Below are 15,507 nucleotides of genomic sequence, written 5' to 3'. Positions count from 1 at the left end.
TCGGCATACTCGGTCGGTTCGATGTGATGCCGCCCTCGACGGTACGGTTTGGGGCGTGAACAATCCGCGTACCAGGGTCGCCGTCGTCTTCGGTGGCCGCAGTAACGAGCATTCGGTGTCCTGTGTCTCCGCCGGCAGCGTCCTGAGGAACCTCGACCCGGACCGGTACGAAGTGGTACCGATCGGCATAACCACGGACGGCGCCTGGGTCCTGGGCTCCACGGATCCCGCGGACCTCGCGATCCGGGACCGGTCGATGCCGACGGTCGACGCGGAGGGTACCGCCCTGGCACTGACCGCGGACCCCACTCGTGCGGGCGCGCTGGTGAGCCTCGACGAGACGCAGGCCGGCCAGGCGCTCGCCTCTGTCGACGTCGTGTTCCCCGTCCTGCACGGCGCGTACGGCGAGGACGGCACGATCCAGGGGCTGCTCGAGCTCGCTGGCATTCCCTACGTGGGCCCCGGCGTCTTGGCCAGCGCGGCGGGCATGGACAAGGAGTTCACCAAGAAGCTGCTCGCGGCCGAGGGTCTGCCGGTCGGCTTCCAGGTGGTGCTGCGCCCGGGCACCCCGACGCTCACCGACGAACAGAAGGAGCGGCTCGGTCTGCCCGTGTTCGTCAAGCCGGCGCGGGGCGGCTCGTCGATCGGGATCACCCGTGTCGCCGACTGGTCGCAGCTGGACGCCGCCGTGGAGCACGCGCGCTCGCACGATCCCAAGGTGATCGTCGAATCCGGTGTCGTCGGCCGCGAGGTCGAGTGCGGTGTCCTCGAGTTCCCGAACGGCGACGTGCGTGCGAGCGTCGTGGCCGAGATCCGTATGCCCGACACGGACGGCGACGAGTCCGCGTTCTACGACTTCGACACCAAGTACCTCGACGACATCTGTGAGTTCGACGTCCCGGCCAAGCTCGACGACGACGTGAGCGCGGAGATCCGAGAACTCGCCGTCCGCGCGTTCCGCGCCCTCGATTGCCAGGGCCTGGCGCGTGTCGACTTCTTCGTCACCGCCGACGGGCCGGTCATCAACGAGATCAACACGATGCCCGGCTTCACGTCGATCTCGATGTTCCCGCGGATGTGGGACGCCGCGGGCGTCGAGTACGCGACGCTGGTCTCCACCCTCGTCGACACCGCACTCGCCCGCGGGACGGGACTGCGCTGAGGCCGGCGCCCGACCGACACGCGAGTTCGGCCCGAGCTCAGCTCGAGCCGAACTCGCCCTGGCAGGGTACTTCTAGGGGTTGGGAACCGGGGCGGGGTCGAGCGGCTTCTGCGGCATCGACGCGGAGATCGCGGCGGAGGCGTCCTGCAGCGGCGTCGGGCCGGATCCGTTCGGAACCGTGAGCGCGACGTAGACGCCGCGGTCCACGGCGTACCACGTGCTCGCGTCGATGCCCTGCGCGGCGCCCGAGATCTCGAACCACTGCACGCCGTCGACGACGTTGAGCACGGACGCCTGGTGGAACTCCGGCGGGCGCTCGAGACCGCACCGCAGCACGACGGGCTCGCCCTCGGACGGCTGCCACGCCGCGGTGGCCTCGGGTGCGGGATCGCGCAGCTCGGCACGGGTGTAGTCGCCCATGTCCTCGGGCAGGTTCTCCATCAATGCGTTGCACTCGGCCGACTGCGCGGCGGGCGCCTGGACGGGGCCGAGGCCGACGGGCTCGGTCACCGGTGTGCGGCCGGCGATGGCAGCTGCGGCGATCACGCCGACGACGAGGGCGACGGGAAGCGCGATGGCTGTCGCGATCAGTGCGGGGCTGCGCTTCTCCTTCTCCTGCGGCTCCGCACGGTGCTGTTCGGTCTGCTCGGATGGGGTGTGTTCGGGTTCGGACATCTCAGTTCTCGGTCGGTGCGGTCGGTGCCGCGATCTGGCAGGTCAGGATTCGGGTGATGCCCTGAACCTTCTTCATGTCGTCGACGACGTCGGACAGTCCGTTCTCGCCGTGTGCGCCCACGCGGGCGATCACGTCGTAGGGTCCGACCACGTCCTCGGCGGAGTCGACGCCCGGGATGCGCGAGAGCGTGGCCGCGACTGCAGCGGCTTTGCCGACCTCGGTCTGAATCAGTACGAAAGCCTGCACCGCGGGTCCGTCCCTTCCCGTCGTCGTGCGCCGGTATCTCGGTAGAGTCTCGAGAGATCCGGGACCCCGGAACGCCGCCTCCGGCATTCCGTGCCGGGATACCGGCCGCAAATTAAAAGGTACCGCAGTCGCGGGACTCGAACCCGTGACCCGGCACGGCTGGACCCATCCACCACCGGGACCGACGCTGGGAGGCCGATCATCGACACCGCAGGACCCAGGCGCGACGACGCCGATCGCACGGTCGCCGACATCGGCGAGTTCGCGGTGATCGGACGGGCGGTCGAGGGCCGCCGGCAGCCGGCGACCACGCTCCTCGGGCCGGGGGACGACGCCGCGGTGGTGCGCGCGGCCGACGGCAGGGTCGCGGTGTCGGCGGACATGCTGGTCGAGGGCCGGCACTTTCGCCTCGATTGGTCCACTCCCGAGGAGGTGGGTCGAAAAGCGGTGGCGCAGAACGGCGCGGACATCGCCGCGATGGGTGCCCGGTCGACGGCCTTTCTGGTGTCGCTGGGCTGTCCCTCCGACACCCCGGTGTCGGTGGCTGCAGGGATCTCGGAAGGAATCGGGCTCGCGGCCGAGGCGCTGGGTGCCGGAGTGGTGGGCGGCGACCTGGTGCAGTCCGACCACGTCGTGGTGTCGATCACGGTGCTCGGGGACCTCGAGGGGCGCGCGCCCGTTCTCCGGTCGGGAGCCGTTCCGGGCGATGTCGTCGCGGTTGCGGGCACGCTCGGGCGGTCGGCCGCGGGGCTCGCGCTGCTGCTCGCCGATCTCGCGCGTCCGGGGGAGGACACCGACGAGGTGTCTGCTGCGCTCGTCGCCGCACACCGGGTGCCGACGCCGCCGTACCGCGCCGGCATCGAGGCCGCCCGCGGTGGCGCGTCGGCCATGACCGACATCTCCGACGGACTCGTCGCGGATCTGGGTCACATCGCGGAGGCGTCCGGAGTCCGGATCCGGATCGACCGGAACCGGATCGAGCTCGATCGGATGCTGGTCGCCGCGGCGCAGCGGGTGGGGGTCGATCCGTGGGACTGGGTCCTGACCGGCGGCGAGGACCACGCCCTCGCCGCGACGTTCCCCGCCGGGACGGCCCCGCCCGACGGGTGGACGGTGATCGGCGAGGTCGCCGGCGATGAGGACGGTCCCGCGGTGCTCGTCGACGGACACCCGTGGACGGTGTCCGGCGGCTGGCAGAGCTTCGACGCGGGATAGGTTGCAGGCATGGCTATCTACGCACTCGGTGATCGCGAGCCGGACATCGCGCCGGACGCATACGTCCATCCCGACGCCGTCGTGATCGGCGCCGTCACGCTGGGGTCGGGCGCCTCGATCTGGCCGCAGGCAGTCCTGCGCGGCGACTACGGCACCATCAGTGTCGGTGCGGGCACCAACATCCAGGACGGCACGATCGTCCACTGCACGTCGATCGACGCCACGATCATCGGCGCCGGGTGCGTCGTCGGACACAATGCGCACATCGAGGGTGCGACGATCGGCGACAACTGCCTCATCGCGTCCGGATCGGTCGTCCTCAATGGATCCGTCGTCGGCGCGGGTTCGGTCATCGGTGCGGGAGCGGTGGTCCCGTTCAAGTTCGAGGTGCCGCCGCGCAGCATGGCGCTGGGCGTGCCGGCGAAGGTCCGCGAGGGGTACGAGGTTCCCGAGGGACACCTCGACCTCAACGTCAAGCTGTACCAGGCCAATGCCGCGTTTTACCGTGACGCGCTGCGCAGGCTCGACTGATGGGGGCCAAGGCGCTGGCCGATCTGGTCGATCCCGGATGGGCGAAGGCCCTCGCGCCCGTCGAGGATCGCATCGCCGAGATGGGGGAGTTCCTGCGCGCGGAGATCGAGGACGGTCGTAGCTACCTTCCCAGCGGGGAGAACGTCCTGCGAGCTTTCACGAACCCGTTCGAGGACGTGCGGGTGCTGATCGTGGGTCAGGATCCGTACCCGACTCCGGGTCATGCTGTGGGACTGAGCTTCTCGGTGGCGCCGGACGTCCGGCCGGTGCCGCGGAGCCTGAACAACATCTTCGCCGAGTACACCGAGGACCTCGGCTACCCGACCCCGTCCAACGGCGACCTCACGCCGTGGACCGAGCACGGCGTGCTGTTACTCAACAGGGTGCTCACCGTCGCGCCCGGTGACGCCGGCTCGCACCGTCGCAAGGGCTGGGAGACGGTGACCGAACAGGCAATCCGGGCACTGGTGGAACGGCAGGCGCCAATGGTGGCGATCCTGTGGGGGCGCGATGCGTCGACGCTGAAGCCCATGCTCGGCGACGTCCCGACCATCGAGTCGGCGCACCCGTCGCCGCTGTCGGCGCGGCGCGGATTCTTCGGGTCGCGCCCGTTCAGTCGCGCCAACGAACTGCTCGCGGATCTCGGTGCGGACCCGGTGGATTGGCGGCTGCCTTGAGGACCGGTTCGTCGTCAGGGTGTCGATCATGACCACACCTGTCGAATCCGTCCGCGTGCTGGACACGGAAGACGGTCAGGTCCTCGAGATCGGCAGGCGGTCGCGCCCGGTTCCCCGCCGGTTCCGGGTCGCGACGGTCGCCCACGAGGCGAACCGAGTGCACCTGCACTCCGACGACGGCCGGATCCTCGCCGCGTCGCCCGGGCAGTTGTCCATCGTCCCGTACCTCGTGCCGGCCCAGGAAAATCCGCACTACGAGGAGCAGGACGAGCGGGCCTTCCTCGATGCTCCGAACCTTCCGGCCGCCGATATCGAGGTGTCGGGTTCGGACGTGCCGCTGAGCGATCCGGTGTTGGGTGAGATCGTCGTGCGAGTGCCGTCGGTCATGGGCTACACGGCGGAGATCCCGGAGGCCGGCAGGTTCGGCGGTCGGCCCGTCGGGGTGCTGTTCGACGGCGTGAGCCGCGCGCGGATCGAAGAGTTGCTACCGGTGGTGCGTGACATCCTGGCGGATCTGACGGCGGTTCACGATGCGGCCGTCGGCTACCTGTGGGAGTGGGGGCGTGACGAAGGCGACACCGACGAAGATCGTGCGCGGTTCGTCGCCGGGTTCGGCGTGGAGGCCGTCACCGTCTACCACTCGGGCGATTTCGGGATCGATCTCTCCGACGACGAGGGATTGTTCGAGCAGGCCTTCATGGATGGCTACTGGCCGAAGGTGCACCTTCGTGCGGACCGGACCCCGGTCGCCGTGACCGTGGAGGCCTGACGGGCGACCGGGATCCGCAGATCGCAACTACGCGTTGCGAACGGACGAGAAGTCCGGGCGGCGCTTCTCGACGAACGCGTCGACGCCCTCGCGTCCGGTCGGGCCGTCGGCGGCCGCGGAGATCGACGCGGTCTCGGCGTCGAGCTGCTCGGACAGCGTGTTGGTGCGGCTGCTCGTGAACAGTGTCTTGATGCCCGAGTATGCAGCGGTCGGTCCGGCGGCGAGGGTGCGCGCCACGCGCAGCGCCTCGTCGTACACCTGATCGTCCTCGACGAGGCGGCTGAGAATTCCGAGACGCACGGCTTCCTCGCCGTTCAGCACCGCGTCGGTGAGGAGGATCTCGCGGGCCCGGGACGCGCCGACGACCCGGGGGAGCGTCCACGACATGCCGCCGTCCGGGGTGAACCCGATGGACGGGTACGCCGGACGCAGCTTGGTCGACGTTCCACCGATCGCGATGTCGGACAGGCACACGATGCTCATGCCGGCGCCGGCCGCCCACCCGTGGACGGCCGCGACGATCGGAACGGTCGTCGCGTCGAGCGCGCGGACGAACTCGTGGAACGCGGCCGCCACCTCGCCGACGAACTCGCCACGCTTCTCCGCCGACGCGAATGCCCGTACGTTGCCGCCCGCGCAGAAGTTCGCGCCGTCGCCGGCGAGTAGCACGGCGCCGATCTCGCTGCCGGCCTCGCGCAGGGCGGTGGTGGCTTCGGTGATTCCGTCGATGTCGAGAGAGGTTCCGTTCGCGGAGGTGGCCACGGCCACCCGCAGGACACCGTCCTCGATGCGGACATTGCTCGGTGCGTCAGTTGCAGTCACGTGAGCACAGTAGCCGCCGGACCCGAACCGACCGGAAGTTCGGTCCCACCTACCGCGACGGATCCGTACCCGACCTGCCTGATCTGCCCCGAAGACGACTGAACCCCCGACACCGAGGGTGTCGGGGGTTCAGTCGAAGACTGTCCTGGTGGCCGAATCAGCCGCGGACGACCTTGCCTGCCTTGAGGCAGGAGGTGCAGACGTTCAGCTTCTGGGTGTTGCCGGGGGCAACCTGAGCGCGAACGGTCTGGATGTTCGGGTTCCAGCGACGGTTGGTACGCCGGTGCGAGTGCGAGACCGACTTACCGAAGCCGGGCCCCTTGGCGCATACGTCGCAGACGGCAGCCATAGTCGCGAACTCCTTGTGATAGTGAAACATTGTCTTGTGCTTGCCTACGAACACGCGAAGTAGAACCACTCGTGCGAGGCAACCCTGCAAGGGTAACCGCATCTGCACGGATTGGCCAAATCATCGGACCCACGGAGAAAACACACACCGTCGGGCCCAAGAACGAAGGACGCGAACGAACGTACACGGTCGCCGCGCTCGGGCCACCACGGGTATGTCGGACCCACCGCTAGGCTTGGCTGCCGGGGCCACCTCTTCTATAGGGAGCGCGTCCCGTCAGCGTGTGGAACCGGTGCAGGGAGAGGACAGGCGATTGCTCGAGGTCCTGGAGACGGTGGACGGCACGGCGCTGCACCGATGGGCCCGCGCCTGTGCCGCCGGTATCGAGAAGCACTGCGACGAGATCAACGACCTCAATGTCTTCCCCGTGCCGGACGCCGACACCGGAACCAATCTGTTGGCGACCATGAGGTCGGCGGTCGACGCACTGTCTTCTCTGGGCAGTGCCGCGGCGAGCGCGTCCGGCGTCGCGAAGGCGCTCGCGCGCGGCGCGGTGACCGGTGCCCGCGGAAACTCGGGGGCGATCCTCTCCCAGGTTCTGCGCGGGGTGGCCGAGGCCGCGGACACCGATCTGATCGATGCCCGGACACTGCGCTCGGCGTTGCGGCATGCCGCGGCCCTCGCGCTCGAGGCCGTGAGTGTTCCGATGGAGGGCACGATCGTGACCGTTCTGGCGGCGGCCGCCGACGCGGCCGAGCAGGGGCACGCGGACGCGCGGCTGTCCGAGATCGCGACGCTGGCCGCGGACGCGGCCGCCGAAGCGTTGATGCGCACGCCGACGCAGTTGGACGTCCTCGGTGCGGCCGGTGTGGTCGATGCGGGCGGCCGCGGGCTGGTCGTCATCCTCGATGCCCTGGTCGAGGTCGTCACCGGGCAGGCCCCGGAGCGTGCCCCGTTCCGGACTCCGGGCGCGGACGAGCGAGACGGCGAGAACACCTGCGTCGTCGACCACGTCGCGCATGCCGTGTCGGGCCAGGACTACGAGGTGATGTACCTGGTCGCGGAGACGGACGCGGACCACATCGCGCGACTGCGCGCGCGGCTGTGCGAACTGGGCGACTCGGTGGTCATCGTCAGTGACGGCAGCGACGGTTCGGCCACCTGGTCGGTGCACGTGCACTGCAGCGACGCCGGTGCCGCGGTCGAGGCGGGGCTGGACGCCGGCCGCCTGCGCGGTGTCCGGATCACGTGTTTCGTGCTCGACGCCACCCGCACCGAACGACCGCGTGAGCTGGGGGCGGCTCCGCGCGCCGTGCTGTCGGTCGTCGAGGGTGAGGGTGCGGCGGAACTGTTCGCGCAGGAGGGTGCGCACGTGCTGCGGTCCGACGGCACGATCACGCGGGCGCAACTGCTCGCCGCGATCCGCGCCACCGGTCACGGTGAGGTGATGGTGCTGCCCAACGGCGCACTCGCCGCCCAGGACCTGGTCGCGGTCGGCGCCCAGGCGCGTGCGGACGACCGGGAGGTCGTGTTCCTGCCGAGCTCGTCGACGGTCCAGGCGCTGGCGGCGATCGCGGTCCACGACGCCGATCGGATCGCGGTCGACGACGCATTCGCGATGTCGGAGGCCGCTGCGGCCACGAGGTGGGGCTCGCTGCGGATCGCCGACGAACGCGCGCTCACCTACGTCGGGACCTGCGAGCCGGGCGACGGGCTGGGGCTGGTCGGTCACGAGGTGGTGGTGATCGAGCGGGACGTCGCGGCGGCGGGATGTCGTCTCGTGGATCTCGTCCTGGGTGCCGGCGGCGAACTGGTGACCATTCTGTTGGGCGCAAAGGCCACCGACGAGCTGGGGGAGCGGGTCGCCGGCTACATCACGTCCCGGCACCCCGGTGTCGAGGTCATGGTTTATACAGGCGGGCAGAGCCGCGACCTGTTGCAGTTCGGGGTCGAGTAGAGGGCGAGTGGATGGCGACTGTGTCGATGCGATGGGCAACGGGGATGCGATGGGCGACGGAACGGGATGCGCGCGGTCAGGAGGACTTGGCATGGCGACGCTGAGCGACCGGCTCGACCACCTGCTGGGTGCGAAGACCGCCGACGCCCTCGGTGAGGCGTTCGACATCCGTTCGGTCGAGGACCTGCTGCGGCACTATCCGCACCGGTACGCGGCGCAGGGTCGGGAACTGACGGAGAAGGAACCCGAGGAGGGCTCCCACGTCACGATCATCGCCCGCGTCGTGTCCGCGGATGTCGTGAACATGAAGAGCCGACGCGGGCAGATGCTCAAGGTCGTACTCGCCGCGGAGTCGCAGAGCGTCGACGTCACCTTCTTCAATCCGCACAAGGTCAAGCACGCGGTCCGCAAGGGGGTGCGCGCGATGTTCTCGGGCACCGTCAAGTACTTCCGGGGCAAGTGGAGCCTGACCCATCCCAGCTACCTGATCCTGCCGGAGCCGGAAGAGTCCGAGGATCCGATCGTGCCCATGGCACACGTGCAGGGCGCCGGGGCGCTGGCCGGGTTGGCGCGCGCCACGCAGGATTCCGGGGCGGCGGTGGACATGTCCATCTTCGATCGCGAACTCATTCCGCTCTACCCGGCCACTCGTGAGGTCGAGAGCTGGACCCTGCTGCGGTGCGTCCGTCAGGTGCTCGATCAGCTCGACGAGGTGGAAGATCCCCTGCCGCGATCGATCCGGGATGAGCACGGGCTGATCGGGCTCGACGAGGCGTTGCGCACGGTCCACCTCCCCGACACCCGTGACGGCATCGCGCGGGCGCAGGAGCGTCTCCGGTTCGACGAAGCCGCGGCGCTGCAGCTGGTCCTGGCCCGGCGTCGGCGGGACGTCGCGGCCCGCGTCGCGCCGCAGTGTCCGGCGAAGCCGGACGGCCTGGCCGCGGAGTTCGACCGGCGGTTGCCGTTCGAGCTGACCGACGGGCAGAAGGAGGTGGCGCAGGAGATTTCCGCCGACCTGGCCTGCCCACATCCGATGAACCGGTTGCTGCAGGGCGAGGTGGGCTCGGGAAAGACGATCGTCGCGCTGCGGGCGATGCTGCAGGCCGTCGACGCTGGGTACCAGTGCGCGCTGCTCGCACCCACCGAGGTGCTCGCCGCGCAGCATGACCGGTCGCTGCGCGCGATGCTCGGACCGCTCGGGATCGCGGGTGAACTCGGCGCCGAGGACCTTGCCACCAAAGTCACCCTGCTGACGGGATCGATGTCGACGGCCGTCAAGCGCGCCGCCCTGCTCGACATCGTGACCGGCGACGCCGGCATCGTGATCGGTACGCACGCGCTGATCCAGGACAATGTCCAGTTCTTCAACCTCGGGTTCGTCGTGGTCGACGAGCAGCATCGGTTCGGCGTCGAACAGCGTGACGAACTGCGCTCCCGGGCCCGTGACGGACTGAGCCCACACCTGCTGGTGATGACCGCGACGCCGATTCCGCGCACCATCGCGATGACGGTGCTCGGTGACCTCGAGACGTCGACGCTCCGGCAGCTGCCGCGCGGCCGCTCGCCGATCGTGAGCAATGTCGTCGCGGCGCGGGAGAAACCGCAGTGGGTGGCCCGGGCGTGGGAGCGGATCCGAGAGGAGGTCGCGGACGGCCGCCAGGCGTATGTCGTGTGCTCGCGGATCGGTGACGGCGACAGCGAAGCCGACATGATCAAGGCGGGCAAGGAGCCGCCGGACACCAAGTCCGCGGTCGAGCTGTTCGACGAGTTGAGGTCCGGTCCCATGCGCGACCTGCGGGTCGGTCTGCTGCACGGGCGGCTGCCGTCGGACGAGAAGGACGCGGTGATGCGCGACTTCTCGGAAGGCGCGATCGACGTGCTGGTCTGCACCACGGTGGTGGAGGTCGGTGTCGACGTCCCCAACGCCACGGTCATGGTGCTCGTCGACGCGGACCGCTTCGGCGTGAGCCAGTTGCACCAGTTGCGTGGCCGTGTGGGCCGCGGTGGCCATCAGGGGCTGTGCATCCTCATCACCGAGATGCTTCCGGGGTCACCTGCCTTCGAGCGGCTCAGTGCCGTCGCAGGCACCAACGACGGATTCGAACTGGCCCAGCTCGATCTGCGGCAGCGGCGCGAGGGCGACATCCTGGGGTCTGCGCAGTCGGGCAGTGTCACGACACTACGACTGCTCTCGCTCCTCGAGCACGAGGACGTCATCGCCGCTGCGCAGGAATTTGCGCGCCGGGTCACCGAGTCCGATCCGGACCTCACCGAGCATCCCGGACTGGCGGCGATGGTGACGTCCGCGCTGGACGCCGAGAAGATCGAATTCCTGGAGAAGTCCTAGCCGGAGAACCGTGCAGGATCCGGCCACGCGGAACCGCACGAACGGTCTGGCGGGTGTCTGTCCAGCACGGTTCTTCTCTTGTTTGCAAACTTGCCAATTTTGCACGTCAGGGGCGAGATTTGTGAAGCTTGCGAAGCATCCCGCATCGTGAGAGGGTGCCTCCGCGGAGTGGCCTGCGGCACGGTACTTTTCTTCCCATGTTCACCAAAGTTCTCGTCGCCAACCGCGGCGAAATCGCGATCCGCGCGTTCCGTGCCGCCTACGAACTGGGCGCCGGAACGGTCGCGGTGTTCCCGTACGAAGACCGCAACTCGGTGCACCGTCTGAAGGCCGACGAGGCCTACCAGATCGGCGAGGTCGGCCACCCGGTCCGCGCGTACCTGTCGGTCGAGGAGATCGTGTCGGCGGCCGAGCGGGCCGGCGCGGACGCGATCTACCCGGGCTACGGGTTCTTGTCGGAGAACCCGGACCTCGCGGCGGCGTGCGCGGCGAAGGGCATCACCTTCGTCGGCCCGTCGGCGGAGATCCTCGAGTTGACCGGAAACAAGGCGCGCGCGATCGCGGCGGCGAAGGCGGCGGGCCTGCCGGTGCTGGCGTCGTCCGAGCCGTCGGCGGATGTCGAGGAGTTGCTCGCGGCCGCGGAGGACATGGAGTTCCCGGTCTTCGTCAAGGCCGTCGCCGGCGGTGGCGGACGCGGCATGCGCCGGGTCGCCGAGCGGGCACAGTTGCGCGAATCGATCGAGGCCGCCTCGCGTGAGGCCGAGTCGGCGTTCGGTGACCCGACGGTGTTCCTCGAGCAGGCGGTGATCGACCCTCGCCACATCGAGGTGCAGATCCTCGCCGACGGCCAGGGCGGGGTGATCCACCTCTTCGAGCGGGACTGCTCGGTCCAGCGCCGTCACCAGAAGGTGATCGAGCTGGCGCCGGCACCGAATCTCGATCCGGCACTGCGGGATCGGATCTGCGCGGACGCGGTCGCGTTCGCGAAGCAGATCGGCTACCAGTGCGCCGGCACCGTCGAGTTCCTCCTCGACACCCGCGGCAATCACGTGTTCATCGAGATGAATCCGCGGATCCAGGTGGAGCACACGGTCACCGAGGAGATCACCGACGTCGACCTGGTGCAGGCGCAGCTGCGCATCGCGTCCGGCGAGACCCTCGAAGATCTGGGCCTGTCCCAGGACGCGATCACGATCCGCGGCGCGGCCCTGCAGTGCCGCATCACCACCGAGGACCCGGCCAACGGATTCCGTCCCGACACCGGCCGCATCACCGCGTACCGCACCCCGGGCGGCGCGGGCGTCCGACTCGACGGCGGCGCGAACCTGGGCGCCGAGGTGGGCGCCTACTTCGACTCGATGCTCGTCAAGCTCACCTGCCGCGGCCGCGATCTAGAGGCCGCCGTCGCGCGGGCCCGTCGCGCCGTCACCGAGTTCCGTATTCGCGGTGTGTCGACGAACATCCCGTTCCTGCAGGCGGTGCTGGACGACGCGGACTTCCGCGCGGGACGCGTCACGACCTCCTTCATCGAGGAGCGCCCGGAGCTGCTGACCCTGCGCAGCTCGGCTGACCGCGGCACCAAGATCCTCAACTACCTCGCGGACGTCACGGTCAACAAGCCGCACGGCGCCCGGCCGACCACCGTGTACCCGCAGGACAAACTGCCGGCGATCGACCTGTCCGCTCCGGCCCCGGACGGCTCCCGCCAGAGGCTGCTGGCGCTCGGTCCCGAGGGGTTCGCGAAGGCACTGCGCGAGCAGAAGGCCCTCGCGGTCACCGACACCACATTCCGCGATGCCCACCAGTCGCTGCTCGCGACGCGCGTTCGTACCTCCGGTCTGCTCGACGTCGCCGGCCACGTCGCGCGGATGACCCCCGAACTGCTCTCGATCGAGGCGTGGGGCGGCGCGACCTACGATGTGGCGCTGCGCTTCCTGCACGAGGACCCCTGGTACCGCCTCGCCGCGCTGCGGGAGGCCGTGCCGAACATCAACCTCCAGATGCTGCTGCGCGGTCGCAACACCGTCGGCTACACCCCCTACCCGGAGAAGGTGACCCGCGCCTTCGTGCAGGAGGCCGCCGACACCGGTATCGACATCTTCCGGATCTTCGACGCCCTCAACAACGTCGACCAGATGCGTCCGGCGATCGAGGCCGTCCGCGAGACCGGCACCACCGTCGCCGAGGTGGCGCTCTCGTACACCGGCGACCTGTCGAACCCGAACGAGAACCTCTACACCCTGGACTACTACCTCCGCCTGGCCGAGGAGATCGTCGAGGCGGGTGCGCACATCCTGGCGATCAAGGACATGGCCGGACTGCTGCGCGCCCCGGCCGCGGCGAAGCTCGTGTCCGCGCTGCGTTCAAACTTCGACCTGCCCGTGCACGTGCACACCCACGACACCCCCGGTGGCCAGCTCGCGACCTACCTCGCCGCCTGGCAGGCCGGTGCGGACGCCGTCGACGGCGCCGCCGCCCCGCTCGCCGGCACCACCAGCCAGCCCGCGCTCTCGGCGATCGTCGCGGCCGCCGCGCACAGCGAACACGACACCGGCATCGACCTCCAGGCCGTGTGCGACCTCGAGCCCTACTGGGAGGCCCTGCGAAAGGTGTACGCGCCGTTCGAGTCCGGCCTGCCGGCCCCGACCGGACGCGTCTACACCCACGAGATCCCCGGCGGGCAGCTCTCGAACCTGCGCCAGCAGGCCATCGCCCTCGGGCTCGGTGACCGGTTCGAGGAGGTCGAGGCCAAGTACGCCGCCGCCGACCGCATGCTCGGCCGCCTCGTCAAGGTCACCCCGTCGTCCAAGGTCGTCGGCGACCTCGCCCTGCACCTCGTCGGCGCCGACGTCGCGGCCGACGAATTCGCCGCCGACCCCGCCAAGTTCGACATCCCCGACTCCGTCGTCGGATTCCTGCGCGGCGAACTCGGCACCCCGCCCGGCGGCTGGCCCGAACCGTTCCGCAGCAAGGCCCTCGAAGGCCGCGGCGCCGCGAAGCCGGAAACCCCGCTGACCGCGGAGGACGAGAAGGGTCTGTCGGGGTCGTCGAAGGAACGCCAGGCCACGCTCAACCGGCTGCTGTTCCCCGGCCCCACCAAGGAGTTCGAGGAGCACCGCGACAAGTACGGCGACACCTCGCAGCTCTCGGCCAACCAGTTCTTCTACGGCCTGCGCCGCAGCGAGGAACACCGTGTCAAGCTCGGTAAGGGCGTCGAACTGCTCATCGGACTCGAGGCCATCTCCGAACCTGACGAGCGCGGCTACCGCACCGTCATGTGCATCCTCAACGGCCAACTCCGCCCGGTGTCGGTCCGTGACCGCTCCATCGCCAGCGAGGTCCCGGCCGCGGAGAAGGCCGACAAGAACAACCCCGCCCACATCGCTGCGCCGTTCGCCGGCGTCGTCACCCTCGTCGTCGGCGAGGGGCAGCACGTCACCGCGGGCGACACCGTCGCGACGATCGAGGCCATGAAGATGGAGGCGGCGATCACAGCACCCCGCAGCGGTATCGTCACGCGCGTTGCCATCGGCGGCGTCCAGCAGGTCGAGGGCGGCGACCTCCTGGCGGTCGTCTCGACACGGGAGACCGCCGGCAACGACTGACGACCAGGCGAGTGAACAGGACTGCAGCGTGACAAGAATCGTCGCCGGCCGTGCCGGAGGCAGACGTTTGAAGGTTCCCGCGAGCGGGACCCGGCCGACGTCCGAACGAGTCCGCGAGGCCCTGTTCAGTTCGCTCGACAGCCGTATCGACCTCGAGGGCGCCGCCGTGCTCGACCTGTACGCAGGTTCCGGCGCCCTCGGGCTCGAGGCGCTCTCCCGCGGCGCCGAGCACGTGTTGCTCGTCGAGTCGGATACGAAGGCGGCCGCCGTCATCAAGCAGAACGTGGCGGACGTCGGCCTGTCCGGTGCGGTCGTGCGGACCGCACCGGTCGCGGCCGTCGTGGGCGGCACGGCGGAACGTGAATACGACGTCGTACTGGCCGATCCGCCGTACGCCGTGAGCGAGGACGCGGTGACTGCCGCCCTCGCCGCGCTGCTGGACAACGGCTGGGTCGGGGAGGGATCGATCGTGGTCGTCGAACGGTCGTCGCGCTCGCCGGAGACGTCGTGGCCCGAGGGCATGCGCGCCGAGCGCGTCAAGCGCTACGGCGAGACCAGAATCGAGGTCGCCACCTGCTACGGTCTGGATTCATGACTGGCGCTGTGTGCCCTGGATCCTTCGACCCCGTGACGAACGGTCACCTGGACGTGATCGGACGCGCCGCGGCGCTGTTCGACGAAGTCATCGTGACCGTGATGATCAACAAGAGCAAGCGTGGTCTGTTCACCGTCGACGAGCGCATCGAGATGCTCGAGGACGCCACCAGCCACCTGTCCAACGTGCGGGTCGCGTCGTGGCACGGACTGCTGGTGGATTACGCCAAGTCGCAAGGGATCTCGGCGATCGTCAAGGGCCTGCGCGGTGCCAACGACTTCGACTACGAGCTGCAGATGGCGCAGATGAACCAGAAGCTCTCGGGTGTCGACACCCTCTTCATCCCGACCAATCCCACCTACAGTTTCCTGTCCAGCTCGCTGGTCAAGGAGGTCGCGACGTTCGGTGGCGACGTGGCGGACATGGTCCCCGAGAAGGTGCATGCGCGGCTGATGAGCAGGATCGCCGAACGGGCCGCCGAGAACTCCTGAACGGGTCGGACGGTCCCGCTCGGCCGCGCCGTCCGGCTGTCGAGCGCAACACAACGGCCGACACA

General features: G+C 69.4%; 14 protein-coding genes. 10 read left to right on the top strand and 4 right to left on the bottom strand.

Annotated elements, in window-relative coordinates:
- The first annotated feature begins 55 nt into the window (after positions 1–55).
- A complete protein-coding gene (locus tag DEU38_RS16520) occupies positions 56–1,162 on the top strand; it encodes a D-alanine--D-alanine ligase family protein (protein ID WP_114722497.1) in 1,107 nt (368 codons plus the stop codon).
- 72 nt (positions 1,163–1,234) lie between these two features.
- Here DEU38_RS16520 and DEU38_RS16515 read toward each other — a convergent pair whose 3' ends face one another.
- Entirely contained in the window at positions 1,235–1,837 is a 603-nt protein-coding gene (locus DEU38_RS16515; RefSeq protein ID WP_114722496.1) for a DUF3515 domain-containing protein, read from the bottom strand.
- 1 nt (position 1,838) lies between these two features.
- Positions 1,839–2,084 (bottom strand): Lrp/AsnC ligand binding domain-containing protein, encoded by a 246-nt coding sequence (locus DEU38_RS16510; protein ID WP_114722495.1) that lies wholly within the window; start codon positions 2,082–2,084, stop codon positions 1,839–1,841.
- A 201-nt stretch (positions 2,085–2,285) separates the two neighbouring features.
- Between DEU38_RS16510 and DEU38_RS16505 the strand changes: the two genes are divergently transcribed.
- Genes DEU38_RS16505 through DEU38_RS16490 form a run of 4 tightly spaced genes read left to right on the top strand, consistent with a single transcriptional unit; the run spans position 2,286 to position 5,276 of the window.
- A complete protein-coding gene (locus tag DEU38_RS16505) occupies positions 2,286–3,299 on the top strand; it encodes a thiamine-phosphate kinase (RefSeq protein WP_114722600.1) in 1,014 nt (337 codons plus the stop codon).
- Positions 3,300–3,308: 9 nt separating this feature from the next.
- Positions 3,309–3,830 carry a gamma carbonic anhydrase family protein gene (locus tag DEU38_RS16500; protein WP_114722494.1) on the top strand — a complete coding sequence of 174 codons (522 nt, stop codon included), beginning with the start codon at positions 3,309–3,311 and terminating at the stop codon, positions 3,828–3,830.
- Positions 3,830–4,507 carry a uracil-DNA glycosylase gene (locus DEU38_RS16495; protein WP_114722493.1) on the top strand — a complete coding sequence of 226 codons (678 nt, stop codon included), beginning with the start codon at positions 3,830–3,832 and terminating at the stop codon, positions 4,505–4,507. The genes DEU38_RS16500 and DEU38_RS16495 overlap by 1 nt, the downstream gene beginning before the upstream one ends.
- A 28-nt stretch (positions 4,508–4,535) precedes the next feature.
- Positions 4,536–5,276, top strand: coding sequence for a hypothetical protein (locus DEU38_RS16490; RefSeq protein WP_147283536.1), 741 nt, complete (start codon positions 4,536–4,538; stop codon positions 5,274–5,276).
- Positions 5,277–5,303: 27 nt separating this feature from the next.
- On the opposite strand, the gene DEU38_RS16485 is transcribed toward DEU38_RS16490, so the two are convergent.
- Together DEU38_RS16485 and rpmB are read right to left on the bottom strand one after the other, a co-directional pair.
- A complete protein-coding gene (locus DEU38_RS16485; RefSeq protein WP_114722491.1) occupies positions 5,304–6,098 on the bottom strand; it encodes an enoyl-CoA hydratase/isomerase family protein in 795 nt (264 codons plus the stop codon).
- 157 nt (positions 6,099–6,255) lie between these two features.
- Positions 6,256–6,447, bottom strand: a complete 192-nt coding sequence (gene rpmB, locus DEU38_RS16480; protein WP_031940602.1) for a 50S ribosomal protein L28 — start codon at positions 6,445–6,447, stop codon at positions 6,256–6,258.
- A 313-nt stretch (positions 6,448–6,760) separates the two neighbouring features.
- Here rpmB and DEU38_RS16475 point away from each other — a divergent pair, with 313 nt between their 5' ends.
- The 5 genes from DEU38_RS16475 to coaD all read left to right on the top strand — a co-directional run bounded on the left by DEU38_RS16475 (position 6,761) and on the right by coaD (position 15,442).
- Entirely contained in the window at positions 6,761–8,404 is a 1,644-nt protein-coding gene (locus DEU38_RS16475) for a DAK2 domain-containing protein (protein WP_258557956.1), read from the top strand.
- A 91-nt stretch (positions 8,405–8,495) separates the two neighbouring features.
- Complete coding sequence (gene recG / locus DEU38_RS16470) at positions 8,496–10,751, top strand: ATP-dependent DNA helicase RecG (RefSeq protein ID WP_114722489.1); 2,256 nt, start codon at positions 8,496–8,498, stop codon at positions 10,749–10,751.
- Positions 10,752–10,948: 197 nt separating this feature from the next.
- Positions 10,949–14,356 (top strand): pyruvate carboxylase, encoded by a 3,408-nt coding sequence (locus DEU38_RS16465; RefSeq protein WP_114722488.1) that lies wholly within the window; start codon positions 10,949–10,951, stop codon positions 14,354–14,356.
- 28 nt (positions 14,357–14,384) lie between these two features.
- The gene (gene rsmD / locus DEU38_RS16460; RefSeq protein ID WP_114722487.1) at positions 14,385–14,951 is read left to right on the top strand and encodes a 16S rRNA (guanine(966)-N(2))-methyltransferase RsmD; all 567 of its coding nucleotides are present in this window, start codon (positions 14,385–14,387) and stop codon (positions 14,949–14,951) included.
- A complete protein-coding gene (gene coaD / locus DEU38_RS16455; protein ID WP_114722486.1) occupies positions 14,948–15,442 on the top strand; it encodes a pantetheine-phosphate adenylyltransferase in 495 nt (164 codons plus the stop codon). The genes rsmD and coaD overlap by 4 nt, the downstream gene beginning before the upstream one ends.
- Positions 15,443–15,507: the final 65 nt, after the last annotated feature.

The organism is Rhodococcus sp. AG1013, from assembly GCF_003350365.1.
GTDB lineage: Bacteria > Actinomycetota > Actinomycetes > Mycobacteriales > Mycobacteriaceae > Prescottella.
This window is presented reverse-complemented; position numbering and strand designations above follow the sequence as displayed.

Excerpts from the sequence above, each read along its gene's own strand:
- DEU38_RS16515 (WP_114722496.1), bottom strand. The coding sequence starts at position 1,837 with ATGTCCGAACCCGAACACACCCCATCCGAGCAGACCGAACAGCACCGT.
- DEU38_RS16500 (WP_114722494.1), top strand. The coding sequence starts at position 3,309 with ATGGCTATCTACGCACTCGGTGATCGCGAGCCGGACATCGCGCCGGAC.
- DEU38_RS16495 (WP_114722493.1), top strand. The coding sequence starts at position 3,830 with ATGGGGGCCAAGGCGCTGGCCGATCTGGTCGATCCCGGATGGGCGAAG.
- DEU38_RS16490 (WP_147283536.1), top strand. The coding sequence starts at position 4,536 with ATGACCACACCTGTCGAATCCGTCCGCGTGCTGGACACGGAAGACGGT.
- rpmB (WP_031940602.1), bottom strand. The coding sequence starts at position 6,447 with ATGGCTGCCGTCTGCGACGTATGCGCCAAGGGGCCCGGCTTCGGTAAG.
- recG (WP_114722489.1), top strand. The coding sequence starts at position 8,496 with ATGGCGACGCTGAGCGACCGGCTCGACCACCTGCTGGGTGCGAAGACC.
- DEU38_RS16465 (WP_114722488.1), top strand. The coding sequence starts at position 10,949 with ATGTTCACCAAAGTTCTCGTCGCCAACCGCGGCGAAATCGCGATCCGC.
- coaD (WP_114722486.1), top strand. The coding sequence starts at position 14,948 with ATGACTGGCGCTGTGTGCCCTGGATCCTTCGACCCCGTGACGAACGGT.